We start from the raw sequence: 14,337 nt of genomic DNA, 5'->3' as shown, positions 1-14,337 counted from the left end.
AGACACGCCGATGGGCCGAGGCGCAACCCACGTCGCGGCCCACCAGGTTCAGGAGGCGATCAGGGACCGGGTGAACGGCATCCGCGCGAGTGAGACGGCGCCGACGGCGATCAGTGCGAGGCCGAGCAGCTCCGGCAGCAGCCACCACCCGGCGCGGATGTGTTCCTCATACAGGGTCACGCCCAGAGCGAGGCTCACCAGCGCGTCCCCCAGGGTGAGCGCGGGCTGCGAGGCGACGAGGGGGCCTCCCTGCATCGCGTGCTCCAGCAGAAGCAGGGCGCACAAGCCCGTCGCCGCGAACGCGTAGGTCTGCCACGTGGAGAGAAAGGCACCCAGCCCCTCGTCGTCCAGGATGTGCATGGCCGATTTCATCAGCGCCGCCGTGAGCGAGTACCCGATGGCCGTGGCCGCGCCGAGACACGCGGCGCGGGCCCCGCCCACAGGCCGCCGCAGGCCCGCCACCGTGAGAGCCGCCATGGCCGCGCCACAGAGGGCCAGGGCGGGGATCCACCGGTCGAGTGGTACGTGCGTACGCTCACCGGACGGCGAAGCCGCCGCGAGGGCGATCCCCAGGCCGGCCACCACACAGGCCACGGCCACCCAGCCGGCACGGGGCAGGCCATGGTGCATCAGCAGCGCGGCAACCAGCAGCGCCAGCGGAAGCTCCAGCACGAACAGGGGCTGTACGAGCGACAGCGGGCCGGTGGCGAGGGCCACCGCCTGACAGACTCCGGCGGCGATGACGGCGCCCATCCCCGCCAGCCAGACGGGACGCCTCAGCAGGTCGAGCAGCAGGCCCGGCCGGAAGCCCTCGGACTGCGGCACGGTGAGCGCGGCCATGCGCTGCAGCACGGTGGCGACAGCGTTGCTGAGTGCCGCGCACAGCGCGAAGAGAACTGGCAGAAATACGCCCATACGCCGCGTGAGACCTCCAGTCGGGGCCACTGGCAGAACAGCCCTTCCGCCATAGTGACCCGGCACCCGCCGCCCTGCTCCCCGAGCCGCACCCGGAGGCGCGCCGCGACGACGGCCGGGTCACCTCGGCAGTTCGAGCGCTCCGACGATACGGTCGGCGGCCAGCGTGGCGGTCAGTTCCCCGTCGCGGACCTGCTGTTCGAGGGCCGGGGCGAGCCGCTGGACTCCGGGATGGGCGCGCAGATGGTCCAGCAGATGGTCGCGGACCATCGTCCAGGTCCAGTCGACCTGCTGGTCGCTGCGCTTGCGCGCCAGCCGGCCGCTCGCGTCCAGGACGGTCCGGTGCTGCTCCAGCCGCTCCCACACGGTGTCCAGTCCGCTCCCCTCCCGCGCGCTGCAACTGAGCACCGGCGGCGTCCACGCGGCGTCCACCGGATGCATCAGGCGCAGCGCACCGGCGAGTTCACGCGCGGCGGACTTCGCGTCGCGCTCGTGCGGTCCGTCGGCCTTGTTGACGGCGATCACGTCGGCAAGCTCCAGTACACCCTTCTTGATGCCCTGGAGCTGGTCCCCGGTCCGCGCGAGGCTGAGCAGCAGGAAGGAGTCCACCATGTTGGCGACCGCGGTCTCCGACTGGCCGACGCCCACGGTCTCGACGAGCACCACGTCGAAACCGGCGGCCTCCACGACGATCATGCTCTCGCGGGTCGCCCGCGCCACGCCGCCCAGCGTGCCCGAGGTCGGCGAGGGCCGTACGTACGCGGCCGGGTCCACGGCGAGGCGCTCCATCCGGGTCTTGTCGCCCAGGATGGAGCCGCCGGTCCGGCTGGAGGACGGGTCCACGGCGAGTACGGCGACCCGGTGGCCGCGGCCCGTGAGCAGCGTGCCCAGTGCGTCGATGAAGGTGGACTTGCCCACGCCCGGCACGCCGCTGATGCCGACCCGCCGCGCCGCCCCCGTGTGCGGCAGCAGCGCGGTCAGCAGCCGCTGCGCCAGCTCCCGGTGGTCGGCGCGGGTGGACTCGACGAGCGTGATGGCACGGGCGATGTACGCCCGTGAACCGTCCAGCACGCCCTTGACATAGGTGTCGATGTCGATCGTGGGTGGCATCGGCTCACCGCTCGTGGCCGAGAGCGGCGGCCAGTGTGCTCACCAGGTCATGGGCGGCATCGGGGATCACCGTGCCGGGCGGGAAGACCGCGGCGGCCCCGGCCTGAAGGAGCGTCTCGACGTCCTGGGGCGGGATCACACCGCCCACGACGATCATGATGTCCTCCCGGCCCTCGGCGGCGAGCTCCTCCCGCAGCGCCGGTACGAGGGTGAGGTGACCGGCCGCCAGCGAGGAGACACCGACGATGTGCACGTCCGCCTCGACGGCCTGCCGGGCCACCTCCGCCGGGGTCTGGAACAGCGGGCCGACGTCCACGTCGAAGCCGAGGTCGGCGAAGGCGGTGGCGATCACCTTCTGGCCGCGGTCGTGGCCGTCCTGGCCCATCTTGGCGACCAGGATGCGGGGCCGACGCCCCTCGGCCGTCTCGAACTCCTCGACCAGGCCGCGGGTGCGCTCCACAGCGGGGGAGCTGCCGGCTTCGTTGCGGTACACACCGGAGATCGTACGGATCTGCCCGGCGTGCCGTCCGTACACCTTCTCCAGGGCATCGGAGATCTCGCCGACCGTCGCCATCGCGCGGGCCGCGTCGACCGCGAGGGCGAGCAGGTTGCCCTCCAGCCCCCCGTCCCGGCCGGCGCCCCGCTCCGCGGACGCGGTGAGGGCGCGCAGTGCCGCCTGGCAGGCCGCCTCGTCCCGCTCCTCCCGCAGCCGGCGCAGCTTCTCGATCTGCTGGGTACGTACCGAGGAGTTGTCGACCTTCAGCACGTCGATCTGCTCGTCGCTGTCCACCCGGTACTTGTTGACGCCGATGACGGGCTGCCGTCCGGAGTCGATACGGGCCTGGGTCCGGGCCGCGGCCTCCTCCACCCGCAGTTTGGGGATACCGGCGTCGATGGCCTTCGCCATGCCGCCGGCCGCCTCGACCTCCTCGATGTGCTGCCAGGCACGGCGGGCGAGGTCGTGGGTGAGCCGCTCGACGTACGCGCTGCCGCCCCACGGGTCGATCACCCGGCAGGTGCCGGACTCCTGCTGGAGCAGCAGCTGCGTGTTACGGGCGATCCGGGCGGAGAAGTCGGTGGGCAGCGCCAGCGCCTCGTCGAGGGCGTTGGTGTGCAGCGACTGGGTGTGTCCCTGGGTGGCGGCCATCGCTTCCACACACGTACGGGTCACATTGTTGAAGACGTCCTGGGCGGTCAACGACCAGCCAGAGGTCTGGCAATGGGTGCGCAGCGACAGCGACTTGGGGTTCTTGGGGTCGAAGCGCTTGACCAGCTTGGCCCACAACAGGCGGGCCGCGCGCAGCTTGGCGACCTCCATGAAGAAGTTCATGCCGATCGCCCAGAAGAACGACAGGCGCGGAGCGAACGCGTCCACCTCCAGTCCGGCGTCCAGCCCGGCGCGCAGGTACTCCACGCCGTCGGCGAGGGTGTAGGCCAGCTCCAGGTCGGCCGTGGCTCCGGCCTCCTGGATGTGGTAGCCGGAGATGGAGATGGAGTTGTAGCGGGGCATCTTCTGCGAGGTGTACTCGAAGATGTCCGAAATGATCCGCATGGAGGGCTGAGGCGGATAGATGTAGGTGTTGCGGACCATGAACTCTTTGAGGATGTCGTTCTGGATGGTCCCGGCCAGCCTCTCGGGCGGTACGCCCTGCTCCTCGGCGGCCACGATGTACAGCGCGAGAACGGGCAGCACCGCGCCGTTCATCGTCATCGACACGCTCATCCGGTCCAGCGGGATCCCGTCGAACAGCTGCCGCATGTCGTAGATCGAGTCGATGGCGACGCCCGCCATGCCGACGTCACCGGTGACACGGGGATGGTCGCTGTCGTAGCCGCGGTGCGTGGGCAGGTCGAAGGCGACCGACAGGCCCTTCTGTCCGGCGGCGAGGTTGCGGCGGTAGAAGGCGTTGGACTCCTCGGCGGTGGAGAAGCCGGCGTACTGCCGGATCGTCCACGGCTGGTTGACGTACATCGTCGGGTACGGACCGCGCAGATACGGCGCGATGCCCGGGTACGTCGACAGGAAGTCGAGGCCCTCCAGGTCCTGTCCGGTGTACAGCGGCTTGACCCCGATGCCTTCCGGGGTCTGCCACACCAGCTCGTCGTCGCCCTTGCCGGTGCTCTCCTTCAGGGCCGTACGCCACTGGTCCGCGCCTGCGGCCGGGGTGACGTCGTCCGGGTCCAGCTCGACGCCGGAGAAGTCGGGGATCGCTCCCGGCTGTTCCGTACCGGCCTGCATCACGCCACTCCCAAGTCGTCGAGTACGGAGGAGAGAACGGCGACCGCGTCGCCGCCCGCGAAGACGAACGCGTCGACTCCGGCCCGCAGATACGCCTCGCGGTGTTCGCCCGGCCGCCCGGCGAGGAACACCCGCTGCGCTCCGGCGGATTTGAGAGCGGCGGCGACGGCCTCCGCCTGCTCGGCGTACAGCTTGTCGCCGGAGCACAGGCACGCCACCGCGGCGCCGCTGCGGGTGAACGCCTCGGCGGCCGACGACGGGTCGACCGAGACGGGATCGTGCACCGGCTCGATACCGCCGGCCTGGAAGAGATTGGCGGCGAACGTCGCACGCGCCGTGTGCGCCGAAGCCGGTCCCAGCGCCGCGAGGAACACCCGCGGGCGGGCACCGGTGGCGGCCAGATGTGCGTCGGATCGGGCCCGCAGGGTCTCGAACGCCTCGTCGCGGCGGACTCTCGGCAGGCCCCCGGCCTCCTCGGCCGGTGCCGGGTCCCGCTCCACGGGTGCTTCCGCCAGGTTCGGGAACTCGCTCACGCCGGTGATGGGCTCGCGCCGACTGGCCAGTTCGCGGGAGCGGGTCTCCCAGGTGCCGGCCAGCCGTCCGGCCACCAGGCCGCTGCGCAGCGCGGCCGCCTGGCCGCCCGCGTGCTCGATCTCCTGGAACCAGGACCACGCCGCGCGGGCGAGTTCGTCGGTGAGCCGCTCGACGTACCAGGAGCCGCCGGCCGGATCCACGACCCGGGCGAGGTGCGACTCCTCCACCAGGATGGTGGAGGTGTTACGGGCGATCCTGCGGGCGAACGCGTCCGGCAGGCCGAGCGCGTGGTCGAAGGGGAGCACGGTGACCGCGTCGGCTCCGCCGACTCCGGCGCCCAGCGCGGCGACCGTGGTGCGCAGCATGTTCACCCACGGGTCACGTCGGGACATCATCACCGAGGACGTCACCGCGTGCTGGCGCTGCGCACCGGCTTCGGGTGCGCCGCAGGCCTGCGCCACCCGCGCCCACAGCCGCCGGGCCGCACGGAACTTGGCGATGGTCAGGAACTGGTCCGCGGTGGCCGCGTACCGGAACTCCAGCTGGCCGCAGGCCGCGTCCGCGGGCAGTCCGGCCGCGGTGAGTGCGCGCAGGTAGGCGACGGCGGTGGCGAGCGAGCAGCCCAGCTCCTCGGCGGCGGACCCGCCGGCCTCGTGGTACGGCAGCGCGTCCACGGTGAGGGCGCGTACGCCGGGGAAGTCGCGAACGCACACTCCGGCCAGTTCGGCGGCCGCGGCCGATTGCCCGGCGAGGCCCGACTCCCGTCCGGTGCGCGCCACCTGGCCGAGCGGGTCGGCGCCGAGGTTGCCACGCGCGGCGCCCGGCGGCACCTGACGCTCGCCGTAGATCCGGAGCAACTCGCGCCCGGCGGCGTCGAACTCGGCTCCCGCGTCCAGCACGACGGGCGCCAGGTCGAGGTAGACGCCGTCCAGGGCGGCGCTCAGACCGGACACCGGCACACCTGCGGCGCCCACGGACAGCCACAGTGAGGTGACCCCGTTCTCGAGGTCGGCGAGGACGGCGTCGTTGGTCCGGGCGGGGTCGCGCCTGGCGTGACGCTGCCGTACGTCCCATCCCGAGACGACGCCGCCTTCCGGCCTGCCCCCTCGGGTGAACGGCGCGAAGCCGGGGAAGCCCAGTTCGTCCGTGTTGTCGTCCGTGTCGTCGTCAGTGTCGTCCGCGGCGCTTCGCGCGGTGTAGAGCGGGCGGGTGGAGAGCCCGTCCTGGAGCGCAGTGGACAAAGCGTCCTCGACCGCCGTACCCGAGACATCTTGGGCGCCCGACTTGCGCAGTACGCCTTCGACAAGGCTCTGCCACTGCTCGTGGGTCGCATCCGGGAATTCGGCGGCCAGAGAGAGCCCGTCGTCAGGCATGACCGTCATGCCCGCATGCTAGGCCAGCGCCCCGACGGCTCAGCAGAGAGAACGACTGTGACCTTGCACTCTTCGGTCCGGTCTTGATCCAACATGCGTTCCTGAGTCAGAGTCGGGTGTCCCCGAACGCCTCGACGGCATTGGCCACGGTGTCCAGGAAGCGCGCGTGCGCGGTGTGGCTGCACGGGAGCTCCGGATTCCACCGGACGATCCGCGCCCCCTCCTTGAGCGCGTGCCACTGGGCCAAGGGCTTCTGGGAGCGCACACCCTCACCCGCCGAACTGGCTGCCATGTGGCCGGGCGCCTCGGCGAACGACCATCTCGACCTCGCCGGCCTGGTCGACGCGGCGGTCGGGGCCGGATTCCGTCCGGAGTGGATCGAGACGGCGGACAACGACGAATGGGAGGAGTTCGAATCCGGGTACCAGGCGGACGCGGAGGAATGGCTCGCCGCCCATGCCGGCCACCCCTCGGCCGAGGCGACCCGGGAACGGCTCGACCGGCACCGCGCCTCCTGGTTGCGCGGTTGTCGCGGTATTCTCGGGCTCGCCTGTCTCCCGCTGATCCCGGTCGGCTGAGCAACGCGGCACAGCGGTCGGACGCCGGTCGTACGGCGGCCATGGACCATGGTCACCGGAAGGCCTTTGGCATATGCCGGAGGCACCACCGTAACGGGTGTTGCCAAATCCCTTACGGCCCATCGCTGCCTGTGCAACAGTCGTAACTGGTCCTTCCCTTGAGACTTGGCCGCGCCGCGCCCTGTATCGGAGTACGACATGCCGTCCCATCTGTTCGCGGACCGTCACGCCGCACAGCCGCCCGAGCGCGGGTCCGTCGACGCTCTCATCACGCAGACCCGCAGACTGCGCGGAGATGTGGACGCGGTACGGCGCGACGCCGTGGTCGACGAGGACGATGCGCAGGGACGCTGGCAGCGCGCGCTGTGCGACCTGGCGGTCCATCACCTCGACGACCTGGGCGAGCACTTGGGACAGCTCAAGGAGGGGCTGCCGCCCCCGCCCCCCGCAGAGGAGGCGGGCGCGGTCCTCCCCGGCGCGCTGCCGTCCGACGCCGGGCAGGGTTCCCTGCTCAGCCGGGTGGGCAGCGCGGAGTGGAACCTGCTGACGGACGAGGTGAGTTGGTCCGAGGAGCTGTTCCAGATCTTCGGGCGCTCACCGGAGAGCGGTCCGCTGTCCCTGGACGAACTGCCTTCGATGCTGTTCGCGGAGGACCAGGGTCTACTGACCGCCATGGTGACGGACTGTCTGGTCGACGGTCGGCCGATCGACGGTGAGTTCCGCATCGTACGCACTGACGGCTGCGTGCGTACGCTGCACATGATGGGCGAGCCGGTGCTCGACGAGGACGGCGGTACGGCGTCCATGTGGGCGGTGCTGCGCGACGTCAGCGAACTGCGCCGCAGTCAGCGGGCGGTGCGCGAATCGCGTGATTCCCTGCAGCGCCAGCGGCACATCGCGCAGACCGAGCACCGGCTCGCGGTTGAGCTGCAGGAGGCCGTCCTGCCCCCTTGGCGCGGCTCTCTGCGACTCCCGCACGGCCGCTCCGGCGCACTGGACCTGGCCGCCCACTACCTGCCGTCCGCCACCAGCGCGTTGATCGGCGGCGGCTGGTACGACGCGCTCGAACTGCCCGACGGTCAGTCGATGCTCACCGTCGGGGACCTGACCGGGCACGGGGTGACGGCGACCTCCGGGATGGCGATGCTGCTCGGGGCGCTGCGCGGTATGGCGGTGGCCGGCATTCAGCCCGGCCCGCTGATGGGCTGGCTCAACCAGCTGCTCGAAACGTCCGTACAGCCGGCGCTGGGCAGCGCCGTGTGCTGCCGCTACAACCCCGTGACCCGGGCCTTTACCTGGTCCCAGGCCGGGCACCCCGCCCCGCTGCTGTTCCGCGGCGGGACGGGGCGGGCGCTGACATCGCCTGAGGGCGTACTGCTCGGGGCGACCTCCGGTGCCACGTACGGACAGGCCGAGGAACAGCTCCGGCCCGGTGATGTACTGATACTGCACACGGACGGACTGGCGGCCAGGAGTGTGCAGTTCAGTGAGACGGGCGGCCCCGACCGGCTCCTCGCTCTCGCCCCCCGCTTCGCCATGGCGCGCAGCGCGCAGGACTGTGTGCGGACGGTCGTGGAGGAGTTCGGTACGACCGAGCGTGAGGACGACGCCTGTGTGCTGATCGCCCGGATCGGTTCGTAGTCGTCGGTTCGGGTCAGATCTCGTAGTCGTCGGTCCGGGTCAGATCTGCGAGGTCCTGCTTCTCTTGGCGGGGCTCCTCGGCAGAGCCAGCTGAATTTCCTCGCGCAGATCCTGGATCTTCGCGTATCCCGCGTACTGACCCGTGAGCCGGTACATCTCGCGCAGCCGGTCCCACGTGCGGTGCGAGGAGGTCTCCCCCATCGACACCAGGGCCAGCCTGGCGTACCGGTCGGCCTGCTCCGGGTCGTCGGCGATGAAGCAGGCCGAGGCGAGTGAGATGTAGTCGAAGATCTTCGAACGCTGCCGGCCGTTCTCCCTGAGCCTGAGCGCCTCCTTGGCGTGCCGCTGCGCGGTGGCCGCGGCGGAGGGGTCGTGCTCCGCGAGCGTACGGAAGGCCAGCGCCTGCATACCGTGCAGGTCGGCCTCGTCGAACATCTGCATCCAGCTGGGCGGCGGTACGTCGCCCTTGTCGGACACGAAGAGTTCTTCGGCCTCGCCGAGGGTCCGCCGCATCGCCTGACCGCGTCCCATCGACGCATGAGCCCAGGCCTCGATGGTGTGCAGCATGGCGCGGGTGCGCGGCAGGGTCTGCTCGCCCGAGCCGGACTTTGCGAGCTTCATCAGGTCCAGGGCATCGTCCGGCTTGCCGAGATGGACCATCTGCCGGGCTGCCCGGGACAGGGCTTCGCCCGCGCGGGGCCGGTCGCCGCCTTCGCGGGCCGCGTGGGCGGCGATCACGAAGTACTTCTGCGCGGTGGGTTCGAGGCCTACGTCGTGGGACATCCAGCCCGCGAGCACCGCCAGGTTGGCGGCGACACCCCAGAGGCGGCGCTGGAGGTGGTCGGGGTGGCGGTAGGCGAGCATGCCGCCCACCTCGTTGAGCTGTCCCACCACGGCCTTGCGCTGTAGCCCGCCGCCACGCGACGCGTCCCAGGCGCGGAAGACCTCGACCGAACGCTCCAGTGCCTCGATCTCCTGGGACCCGATGGGGGCGGCCTCATAGCGGTCGAATCCGGCGGGGTCGGCGTGCAGGGGATCGTCGAAACGCGGTGCGTCGGTGGTGAGGGTCGGATCGGTGTGGAGCCAGTCGTGCATGGCGCTGCTGAGTGCGGTGCCTGCGGCGAGCGCGGCGCCCGCGCCCACCAGGCCGCGTCGGTTGAGCATGAGGTCCATTCCCGTGAATTCGGTGAGGACCGCTGCCGTCCGCTCGGGCGCCCACGGCAGGCCGTCGGGGTTGTCCGGCTTCCCGACGTCGCGCCGTCTACCTGTACGCCCGTGCCGGCCGAACCCGAGGTCCTCGATGGTCACGACACGGCCGAGTCGCTCGGTGAACAGAGCTGCCAGCACCTTGGGCACGGGATCGCGGGGCGATTCGCCCATGTCGATCCAGCGCCGCACGCGCGAGGTGTCGGTCGCCAGCTGGGGGTGGCCCATGGCCGCCGCCTGCCGGTTGACCAGTCTCGCGAGTTCGCCTTTGGACCAGCCGACGAGGCCGAACAGGTCGGACAGGCGGGTGTTGGGTTCTCCGGTCACTTCAAGCCCCCAGGTTCTCGGCTGAGTTCGACAGTAACCCCCTGTCAGATGCGCTGGGACTATTCGCCAGGGTTCGCCAGGGTGCGCCAGATGGTGTGCCACCCGCGGGCGGGTGTCAGGTAGGAACGCGCCACCCCGTCCGGCGGCCGGACCGCATTCCCCAGGGTGAAGTACGGCCGCCGGCCGGGGCAGCGCACGTAACTCGTCGGCACACGAAGGGATCTGTATCGCCCATGTACACAGCATCGTCCTCCGTGTCCGCCCCGCCCCGGCCGCACCGTTCCTTCCCGGCGGGCAGCGGTCCTTATCTCGACCCCACCCGTCCGGCAGCCACGCCACTCAGCGCCGGCCGGCCGCGGCGAACCCCGGGGCTCGGCACCCAACCGATCAGCGGGAGACTCGACTTGTCCGGCCCCCAGGGCGGGCAGTTGCGCACGGCGATCGCCTCGGTGCACCGCATCTGTCCGGAGTTCAATCCGGTCCAGGTGCTGCGTCGCAGCGGGCGGTCCGTACTGCTCGTCGGCACCACAGGCCGCTCGACCGCGGTCGCCAAGTGCTTACTGGACCACTCCCCCGCGTGGGCCGAGCGGTACCGGCACGAAATAGCGGCATACCGCGCCTTCGTCCGGCACCGTCCGCCCGTGCGGGCGCCTCGGCTCATCGCCGCGGATCCCGAGAACTGCACGCTGGTGATCGAGCGGATGCCGGGCCGGGTCGCGGCCCTTCAGCGACACCCGGCCGAGGCCCCGCCCCGCGCCGATGTGCGGGCAGCCCTCGGCGCGATCTGCCGGATCAACCTGTGGCGCCCGCCGGCCGAGATGTTCGGCAGGCCGCTCGACTACGCGTCACGGATCTCCCGCTACCACGAGCTGGGTCTGCTCACCGACCGGGACCTGGGTGATCTGCAGAAGCTGCTGCACGGTCTCGCCCATGCGGGCGGGAAGCAGGCGACGGGCCAGTTCTGTCACGGTGACGCGCTCCTGTCCAACATCCTCCTCTCCCCCGCGGGTCCGGTGATGGTGGACTGGGAGCACGCGGGCTGGTACCTGCCGGGGTACGACCTGGCGACCCTGTGGGCCGTCCTGGGCGACGCCCCGGTGGCACGGCGCCAGATCAGCCAGCTCGCCCAGGCCGCCGGGCCCGCGGCCAGGGACGCTTTCCTGGTCAACCTGATGCTCGTACTGACCAAGGAGATCCGTACGTACGAGACGGCCGTACAGCGCTCGATGCGTGACACGGCCCCGGCGGCACCGGCGTCCGCGGCAGCGGGCCCCATCGGTGTACCGCCGTCCGGCGAGGAGCAGCGGCTGCTGCTGCGGCGACTGCACGACGACTGCGCGCTGGCCCGCCGGGCCGTGCGTGCGGCGGTCGGCACGCGCTGACGGGGACGGGTAGGTCGGTCGCGATGCGCCCCAGGGGCGTGTCGCGACCGACGTATGTCCATGGACTGTATTGACGGGCAGGCAGCGATTGTCTTGACATCGCCGGCCCACAGCGCCATCCTGACGCAGCATCAGAATCGGGGGTGGTGGCCCATGTCCGCAAGCGCGGTTTCTGGCAGCGGTCCGGTGAGAAGCCGTCCCTCTCGCCGACAGGTGATGGCCGGCAGCGGAGCAGGGCTGCTGCTCTCCTCCGGGCTGCCGGGCGTCTCGGCCGTGTCCGCCCGGGCGGCCGGCCTGCCGATGCTGGGCGAGTACGACGTCGTCGTGGTGGGCTCCGGGGCCGCGGGGATGACCGCCGCGCTGACGGGCGCCGCACGCGGACTGCGGTGCGTGGTCGTTGAGAAGGCGCCCACGTTCGGTGGTTCGGCGGCCCGGTCCGGCGCCGGCATCTGGTTCCGTGCAACCCGGTGATCCTCGCTGCCGGGGTCCCCGACACCCCGCAGAAGGCCGCCACCTATCTCGCCGCGGTCGTCGGGGACGGGATACCCGCGGCGCGGCAGGCGGGTGCGGTGACGATCCGGCCGGAGTACGACGAGCACCGCCGGCCGGTCCAGGCGGTGTCGCCGCTGCCGTACAAGCTGCTCGCCGGGCAGTGGTACGTGGTGGGCGACCGGGTGGCTCCCGAGTGCTACTTCGCGCCGGTGTTCGATACATCGGGGCACCAGGTGGTGCGTGGCAAGGACACGTACTACGTCCTAGCCCTGCTGGAAGAGTTCAGCGGGCAGCGGCTTCAGCAGCGCGTACAGGTCGTCGGTGATCGGCCGGTCCCAGCTCGCGATGGTGACGAGCACGTTGTCGCTGCGGTCGAACTGGACACACGAGATGCGGCTCTCGGACAGCTTGACGCGTCGCACGATCAGCAGGTTGTCGCCCTGCATCACCGGCATGTCCTCGGTGCCGACGACCTCGATGTCCTCCTCGTTCTCGAGGGCCACGAGCAGCTGCGCCACCTCGAACGGAACCTGCTTGTCGGCGAGCTCGCGCGCCGGGGAGCCCTCGGGCAGGTTTCCGATGATCATCGCGGGGCCGCGGCCGCCGAACAGGTCGTAACGGAGGAAGACACCCTGACAGCTTCCGTCGGGAGCCGGCAGCAGGCCGGCTCCGAGATTGCCAGGCCAGTCCCCCGGGTCCATGGCCAGGACGTCGAAGTCCGGGCCCGCGGGTGTGGCGGCGCTGCGGCGGCGGAGGAAGGACATGCCGCCATGGTACGTGCCCGTGGCCACCCCACGGAGCCGGGGCAGGCCATCCGTATGGCCCGTGATCAGCCCTTGGAGCGCGCCGCCAGCGCTTCGAGCAGGCGCACGGCCTGCGCTGCGCGCTCGGCCGGTACGAAGAGGTGGTCGTGGTGGAAGCCGGCGACGACGTTGCAGCTCAGGCCCGCGTCGGCGAGTTCGCGGGCGACGACAGCGGTGAGGCCGACGGCTTCGAGCGCGGAGTGCACGCGCAGCGTGATCCAGCCGGCCACATAGTCGTACTCCAGGCCCGCCGCGTCGGCCTGCTCCTGCCGCACGACGAGGGTCAGCCCCTCTGCCTCGGCAACACTGACGACGGGCGTGACGCCGCGCGGCGTCACGCCCGTCGTGGTGGTGAAGACGTACCGGCCGGGATTCAGCTCCGGCCGCATACCGCTCAGCAGTCTCCCCAAATCGCTCTCGCCGCTCATTCCCCCACCCTAAGGGCATTGTCTTGCGGTGCATGACAATGTTTGACTACCATGCACCGCATGACAATGGAGCTGGCGACCGCCGCTGACCAACGGCGCAGCCAGCTGCTGCGCGGGGTGCTCGACCTGTGCCTGCTCGCCAAGATCGCCGAACGGCCGTGCTACGGCTACGAGTTCACGGAGGCTCTCGCCGCCGACGGACTGGAGCTGGTCAGCGAGGGCAGCATCTATCCGCTGCTGGCCCGGATGGAGCGCGCGGGTCTTGTCGACACGTTCCGGGCCCCGTCGGCAAGCGGCGGGCCACCACGCAAGTACTACCGGCTGACCGACGCGGGACGGGCCGAACTGTCAGGCGGCCGTGCCGCCTGGCGGCACTTCACCGAGGCCGTCGGCCGGACTCTGGACAACAACCCGACGGGGGGAACCAACACATGACGACGCATGAGCAGGTCCTGGCGGTCTGCAAGAGCAATTGGGAGTACAGGGGCATCGACGACGCCTCCGTACGGGAGATGCTCGACGAGCTCGCCGCTCACCTCGAGGACGCCGCGTCCGACGGACGCGGCGCCGAGGCGGTGGTCGGCGACGATCTGAAGGCCTTCGCCGCCGCCTGGGCCCGAGCACACACACCGCTGCGAGCCAGGCTGCCGCGTATCGCCGCCATGGTCACCTTCATCATCGGCGGCATGCTGCTCTTCGGGCACCTCTTCGACCGGACCGCGGAACTTCCCGTCTCGGCGAGCCGGATCGCCTTCTTCACCGTACTGGCGATGGTCACCGTCACCTGGGACATGCGGCGGGGAAGCTCCGCGGTCGGCAGGGGGTGGCTGATCTCGAATGTCGCCGCCACCGCAGCCGCGGTGCTGATCGTGTGGCTGACCGGTGACGAGACCGTCTTCCGCATGCCCTTGTGGAGCAGCCTGCTGCTTCTGGTCCCGGGCCTGCCGTACGCCGTCGCCGACGCCCGCGCGAAACGGAAGCACGGCAAGGCCCCGGACGCCACCGGACCGGGCGTCAGGTGAGGTCGAACTCCCCGTCGCGCGCGCCGATGACGAACGCCCGCCACTCGGCCGGGGAGAAGATCAGCGAGGGGTTCTCGGGCTTGGCGGCGTGGCGCATCGCGATGAAGCCTTCGACGAAGGCGATCTGGACGTCACCCGCTCCCTGACTGCTCGACTGCCAGTCCGCTGTGCTGAGATCGAGCTCCGGCTTGTCCCAACCTGCCAGGGGCTGCTGCGTCATGCTCTCGGTCACGTGCGTGCTCCTCCCGGTTCCGTCGTCCGGGGCCCAGACTAGCCATCACCGCCGG

12 protein-coding genes and 2 pseudogenes are annotated in these 14,337 nt (G+C 71.0%); 6 read left to right on the top strand and 8 right to left on the bottom strand.

Annotated elements, in window-relative coordinates; all coding sequences use genetic code 11:
- Positions 1-48: 48 nt before the first annotated feature.
- From NLX86_RS16585 to NLX86_RS16570, 4 genes are all read right to left on the bottom strand, one after another.
- Positions 49-915, bottom strand: a complete 867-nt coding sequence (locus NLX86_RS16585) for a DMT family transporter (RefSeq protein ID WP_254372483.1) — start codon at positions 913-915, stop codon at positions 49-51.
- Between the two features lie 120 nt (positions 916-1,035).
- On the bottom strand, positions 1,036-2,025 hold the full coding sequence (gene meaB, locus NLX86_RS16580; protein ID WP_254372482.1) for a methylmalonyl Co-A mutase-associated GTPase MeaB: 990 nt from the start codon (positions 2,023-2,025) through the stop codon (positions 1,036-1,038).
- Positions 2,026-2,029: 4 nt separating this feature from the next.
- On the bottom strand, positions 2,030-4,264 hold the full coding sequence (scpA, locus tag NLX86_RS16575; RefSeq protein WP_254372481.1) for a methylmalonyl-CoA mutase: 2,235 nt from the start codon (positions 4,262-4,264) through the stop codon (positions 2,030-2,032).
- Positions 4,264-6,180 (bottom strand): methylmalonyl-CoA mutase family protein, encoded by a 1,917-nt coding sequence (locus tag NLX86_RS16570; protein ID WP_254372480.1) that lies wholly within the window; start codon positions 6,178-6,180, stop codon positions 4,264-4,266. The genes scpA and NLX86_RS16570 overlap by 1 nt, the downstream gene beginning before the upstream one ends.
- A gap of 236 nt (positions 6,181-6,416) precedes the next feature.
- Between NLX86_RS16570 and NLX86_RS16565 the strand changes: the two are divergent.
- A pseudogene (locus NLX86_RS16565) lies at positions 6,417-6,749 on the top strand (SAM-dependent methyltransferase); the annotation flags it as partial.
- Between the two features lie 198 nt (positions 6,750-6,947).
- On the top strand, positions 6,948-8,390 hold the full coding sequence (locus NLX86_RS16560) for a PP2C family protein-serine/threonine phosphatase (protein ID WP_254372479.1): 1,443 nt from the start codon (positions 6,948-6,950) through the stop codon (positions 8,388-8,390).
- 39 nt (positions 8,391-8,429) lie between these two features.
- On the opposite strand, the gene NLX86_RS16555 is transcribed toward NLX86_RS16560, so the two are convergent.
- Positions 8,430-9,923 (bottom strand): hypothetical protein, encoded by a 1,494-nt coding sequence (locus NLX86_RS16555; protein ID WP_254372478.1) that lies wholly within the window; start codon positions 9,921-9,923, stop codon positions 8,430-8,432.
- A gap of 233 nt (positions 9,924-10,156) precedes the next feature.
- Here NLX86_RS16555 and NLX86_RS16550 point away from each other — a divergent pair, with 233 nt between their 5' ends.
- A complete protein-coding gene (locus NLX86_RS16550; RefSeq protein ID WP_254372477.1) occupies positions 10,157-11,305 on the top strand; it encodes an aminoglycoside phosphotransferase family protein in 1,149 nt (382 codons plus the stop codon).
- A gap of 216 nt (positions 11,306-11,521) precedes the next feature.
- Positions 11,522-11,955: pseudogene (locus NLX86_RS35060) on the top strand (FAD-dependent oxidoreductase); the annotation flags it as partial.
- 105 nt (positions 11,956-12,060) lie between these two features.
- Here the strand turns inward: NLX86_RS35060 and NLX86_RS16540 are convergent.
- The gene (locus NLX86_RS16540) at positions 12,061-12,561 is read right to left on the bottom strand and encodes a hypothetical protein (RefSeq protein WP_254372476.1); all 501 of its coding nucleotides are present in this window, start codon (positions 12,559-12,561) and stop codon (positions 12,061-12,063) included.
- Positions 12,562-12,626: 65 nt separating this feature from the next.
- On the bottom strand, positions 12,627-13,028 hold the full coding sequence (locus NLX86_RS16535) for an ACT domain-containing protein (RefSeq protein ID WP_254372475.1): 402 nt from the start codon (positions 13,026-13,028) through the stop codon (positions 12,627-12,629).
- Positions 13,029-13,088: 60 nt separating this feature from the next.
- On the opposite strand from NLX86_RS16535, the gene NLX86_RS16530 reads away from it, so the two are divergent.
- Both NLX86_RS16530 and NLX86_RS16525 read left to right on the top strand, forming a co-directional pair.
- A complete protein-coding gene (locus tag NLX86_RS16530) occupies positions 13,089-13,463 on the top strand; it encodes a PadR family transcriptional regulator (protein WP_254372474.1) in 375 nt (124 codons plus the stop codon).
- On the top strand, positions 13,460-14,050 hold the full coding sequence (locus NLX86_RS16525; RefSeq protein ID WP_254372473.1) for a hypothetical protein: 591 nt from the start codon (positions 13,460-13,462) through the stop codon (positions 14,048-14,050). Before NLX86_RS16530 ends, NLX86_RS16525 begins: the two co-directional genes overlap by 4 nt.
- Here the strand turns inward: NLX86_RS16525 and NLX86_RS16520 are convergent.
- Positions 14,043-14,270 carry a DUF397 domain-containing protein gene (locus NLX86_RS16520; protein ID WP_302061426.1) on the bottom strand — a complete coding sequence of 76 codons (228 nt, stop codon included), beginning with the start codon at positions 14,268-14,270 and terminating at the stop codon, positions 14,043-14,045. The two genes, NLX86_RS16525 and NLX86_RS16520, sit on opposite strands and share 8 nt — an antisense overlap.
- Positions 14,271-14,337 lie beyond the last annotated feature (67 nt).

Origin of the sequence: Streptomyces sp. A3M-1-3 (assembly GCF_024213665.1) — a bacterium.
Lineage (GTDB): Bacteria > Actinomycetota > Actinomycetes > Streptomycetales > Streptomycetaceae > Streptomyces.
The sequence above is the reverse complement of the archived record's forward strand: the minus strand, read 5'-3'. Positions and strand labels throughout refer to the sequence as shown.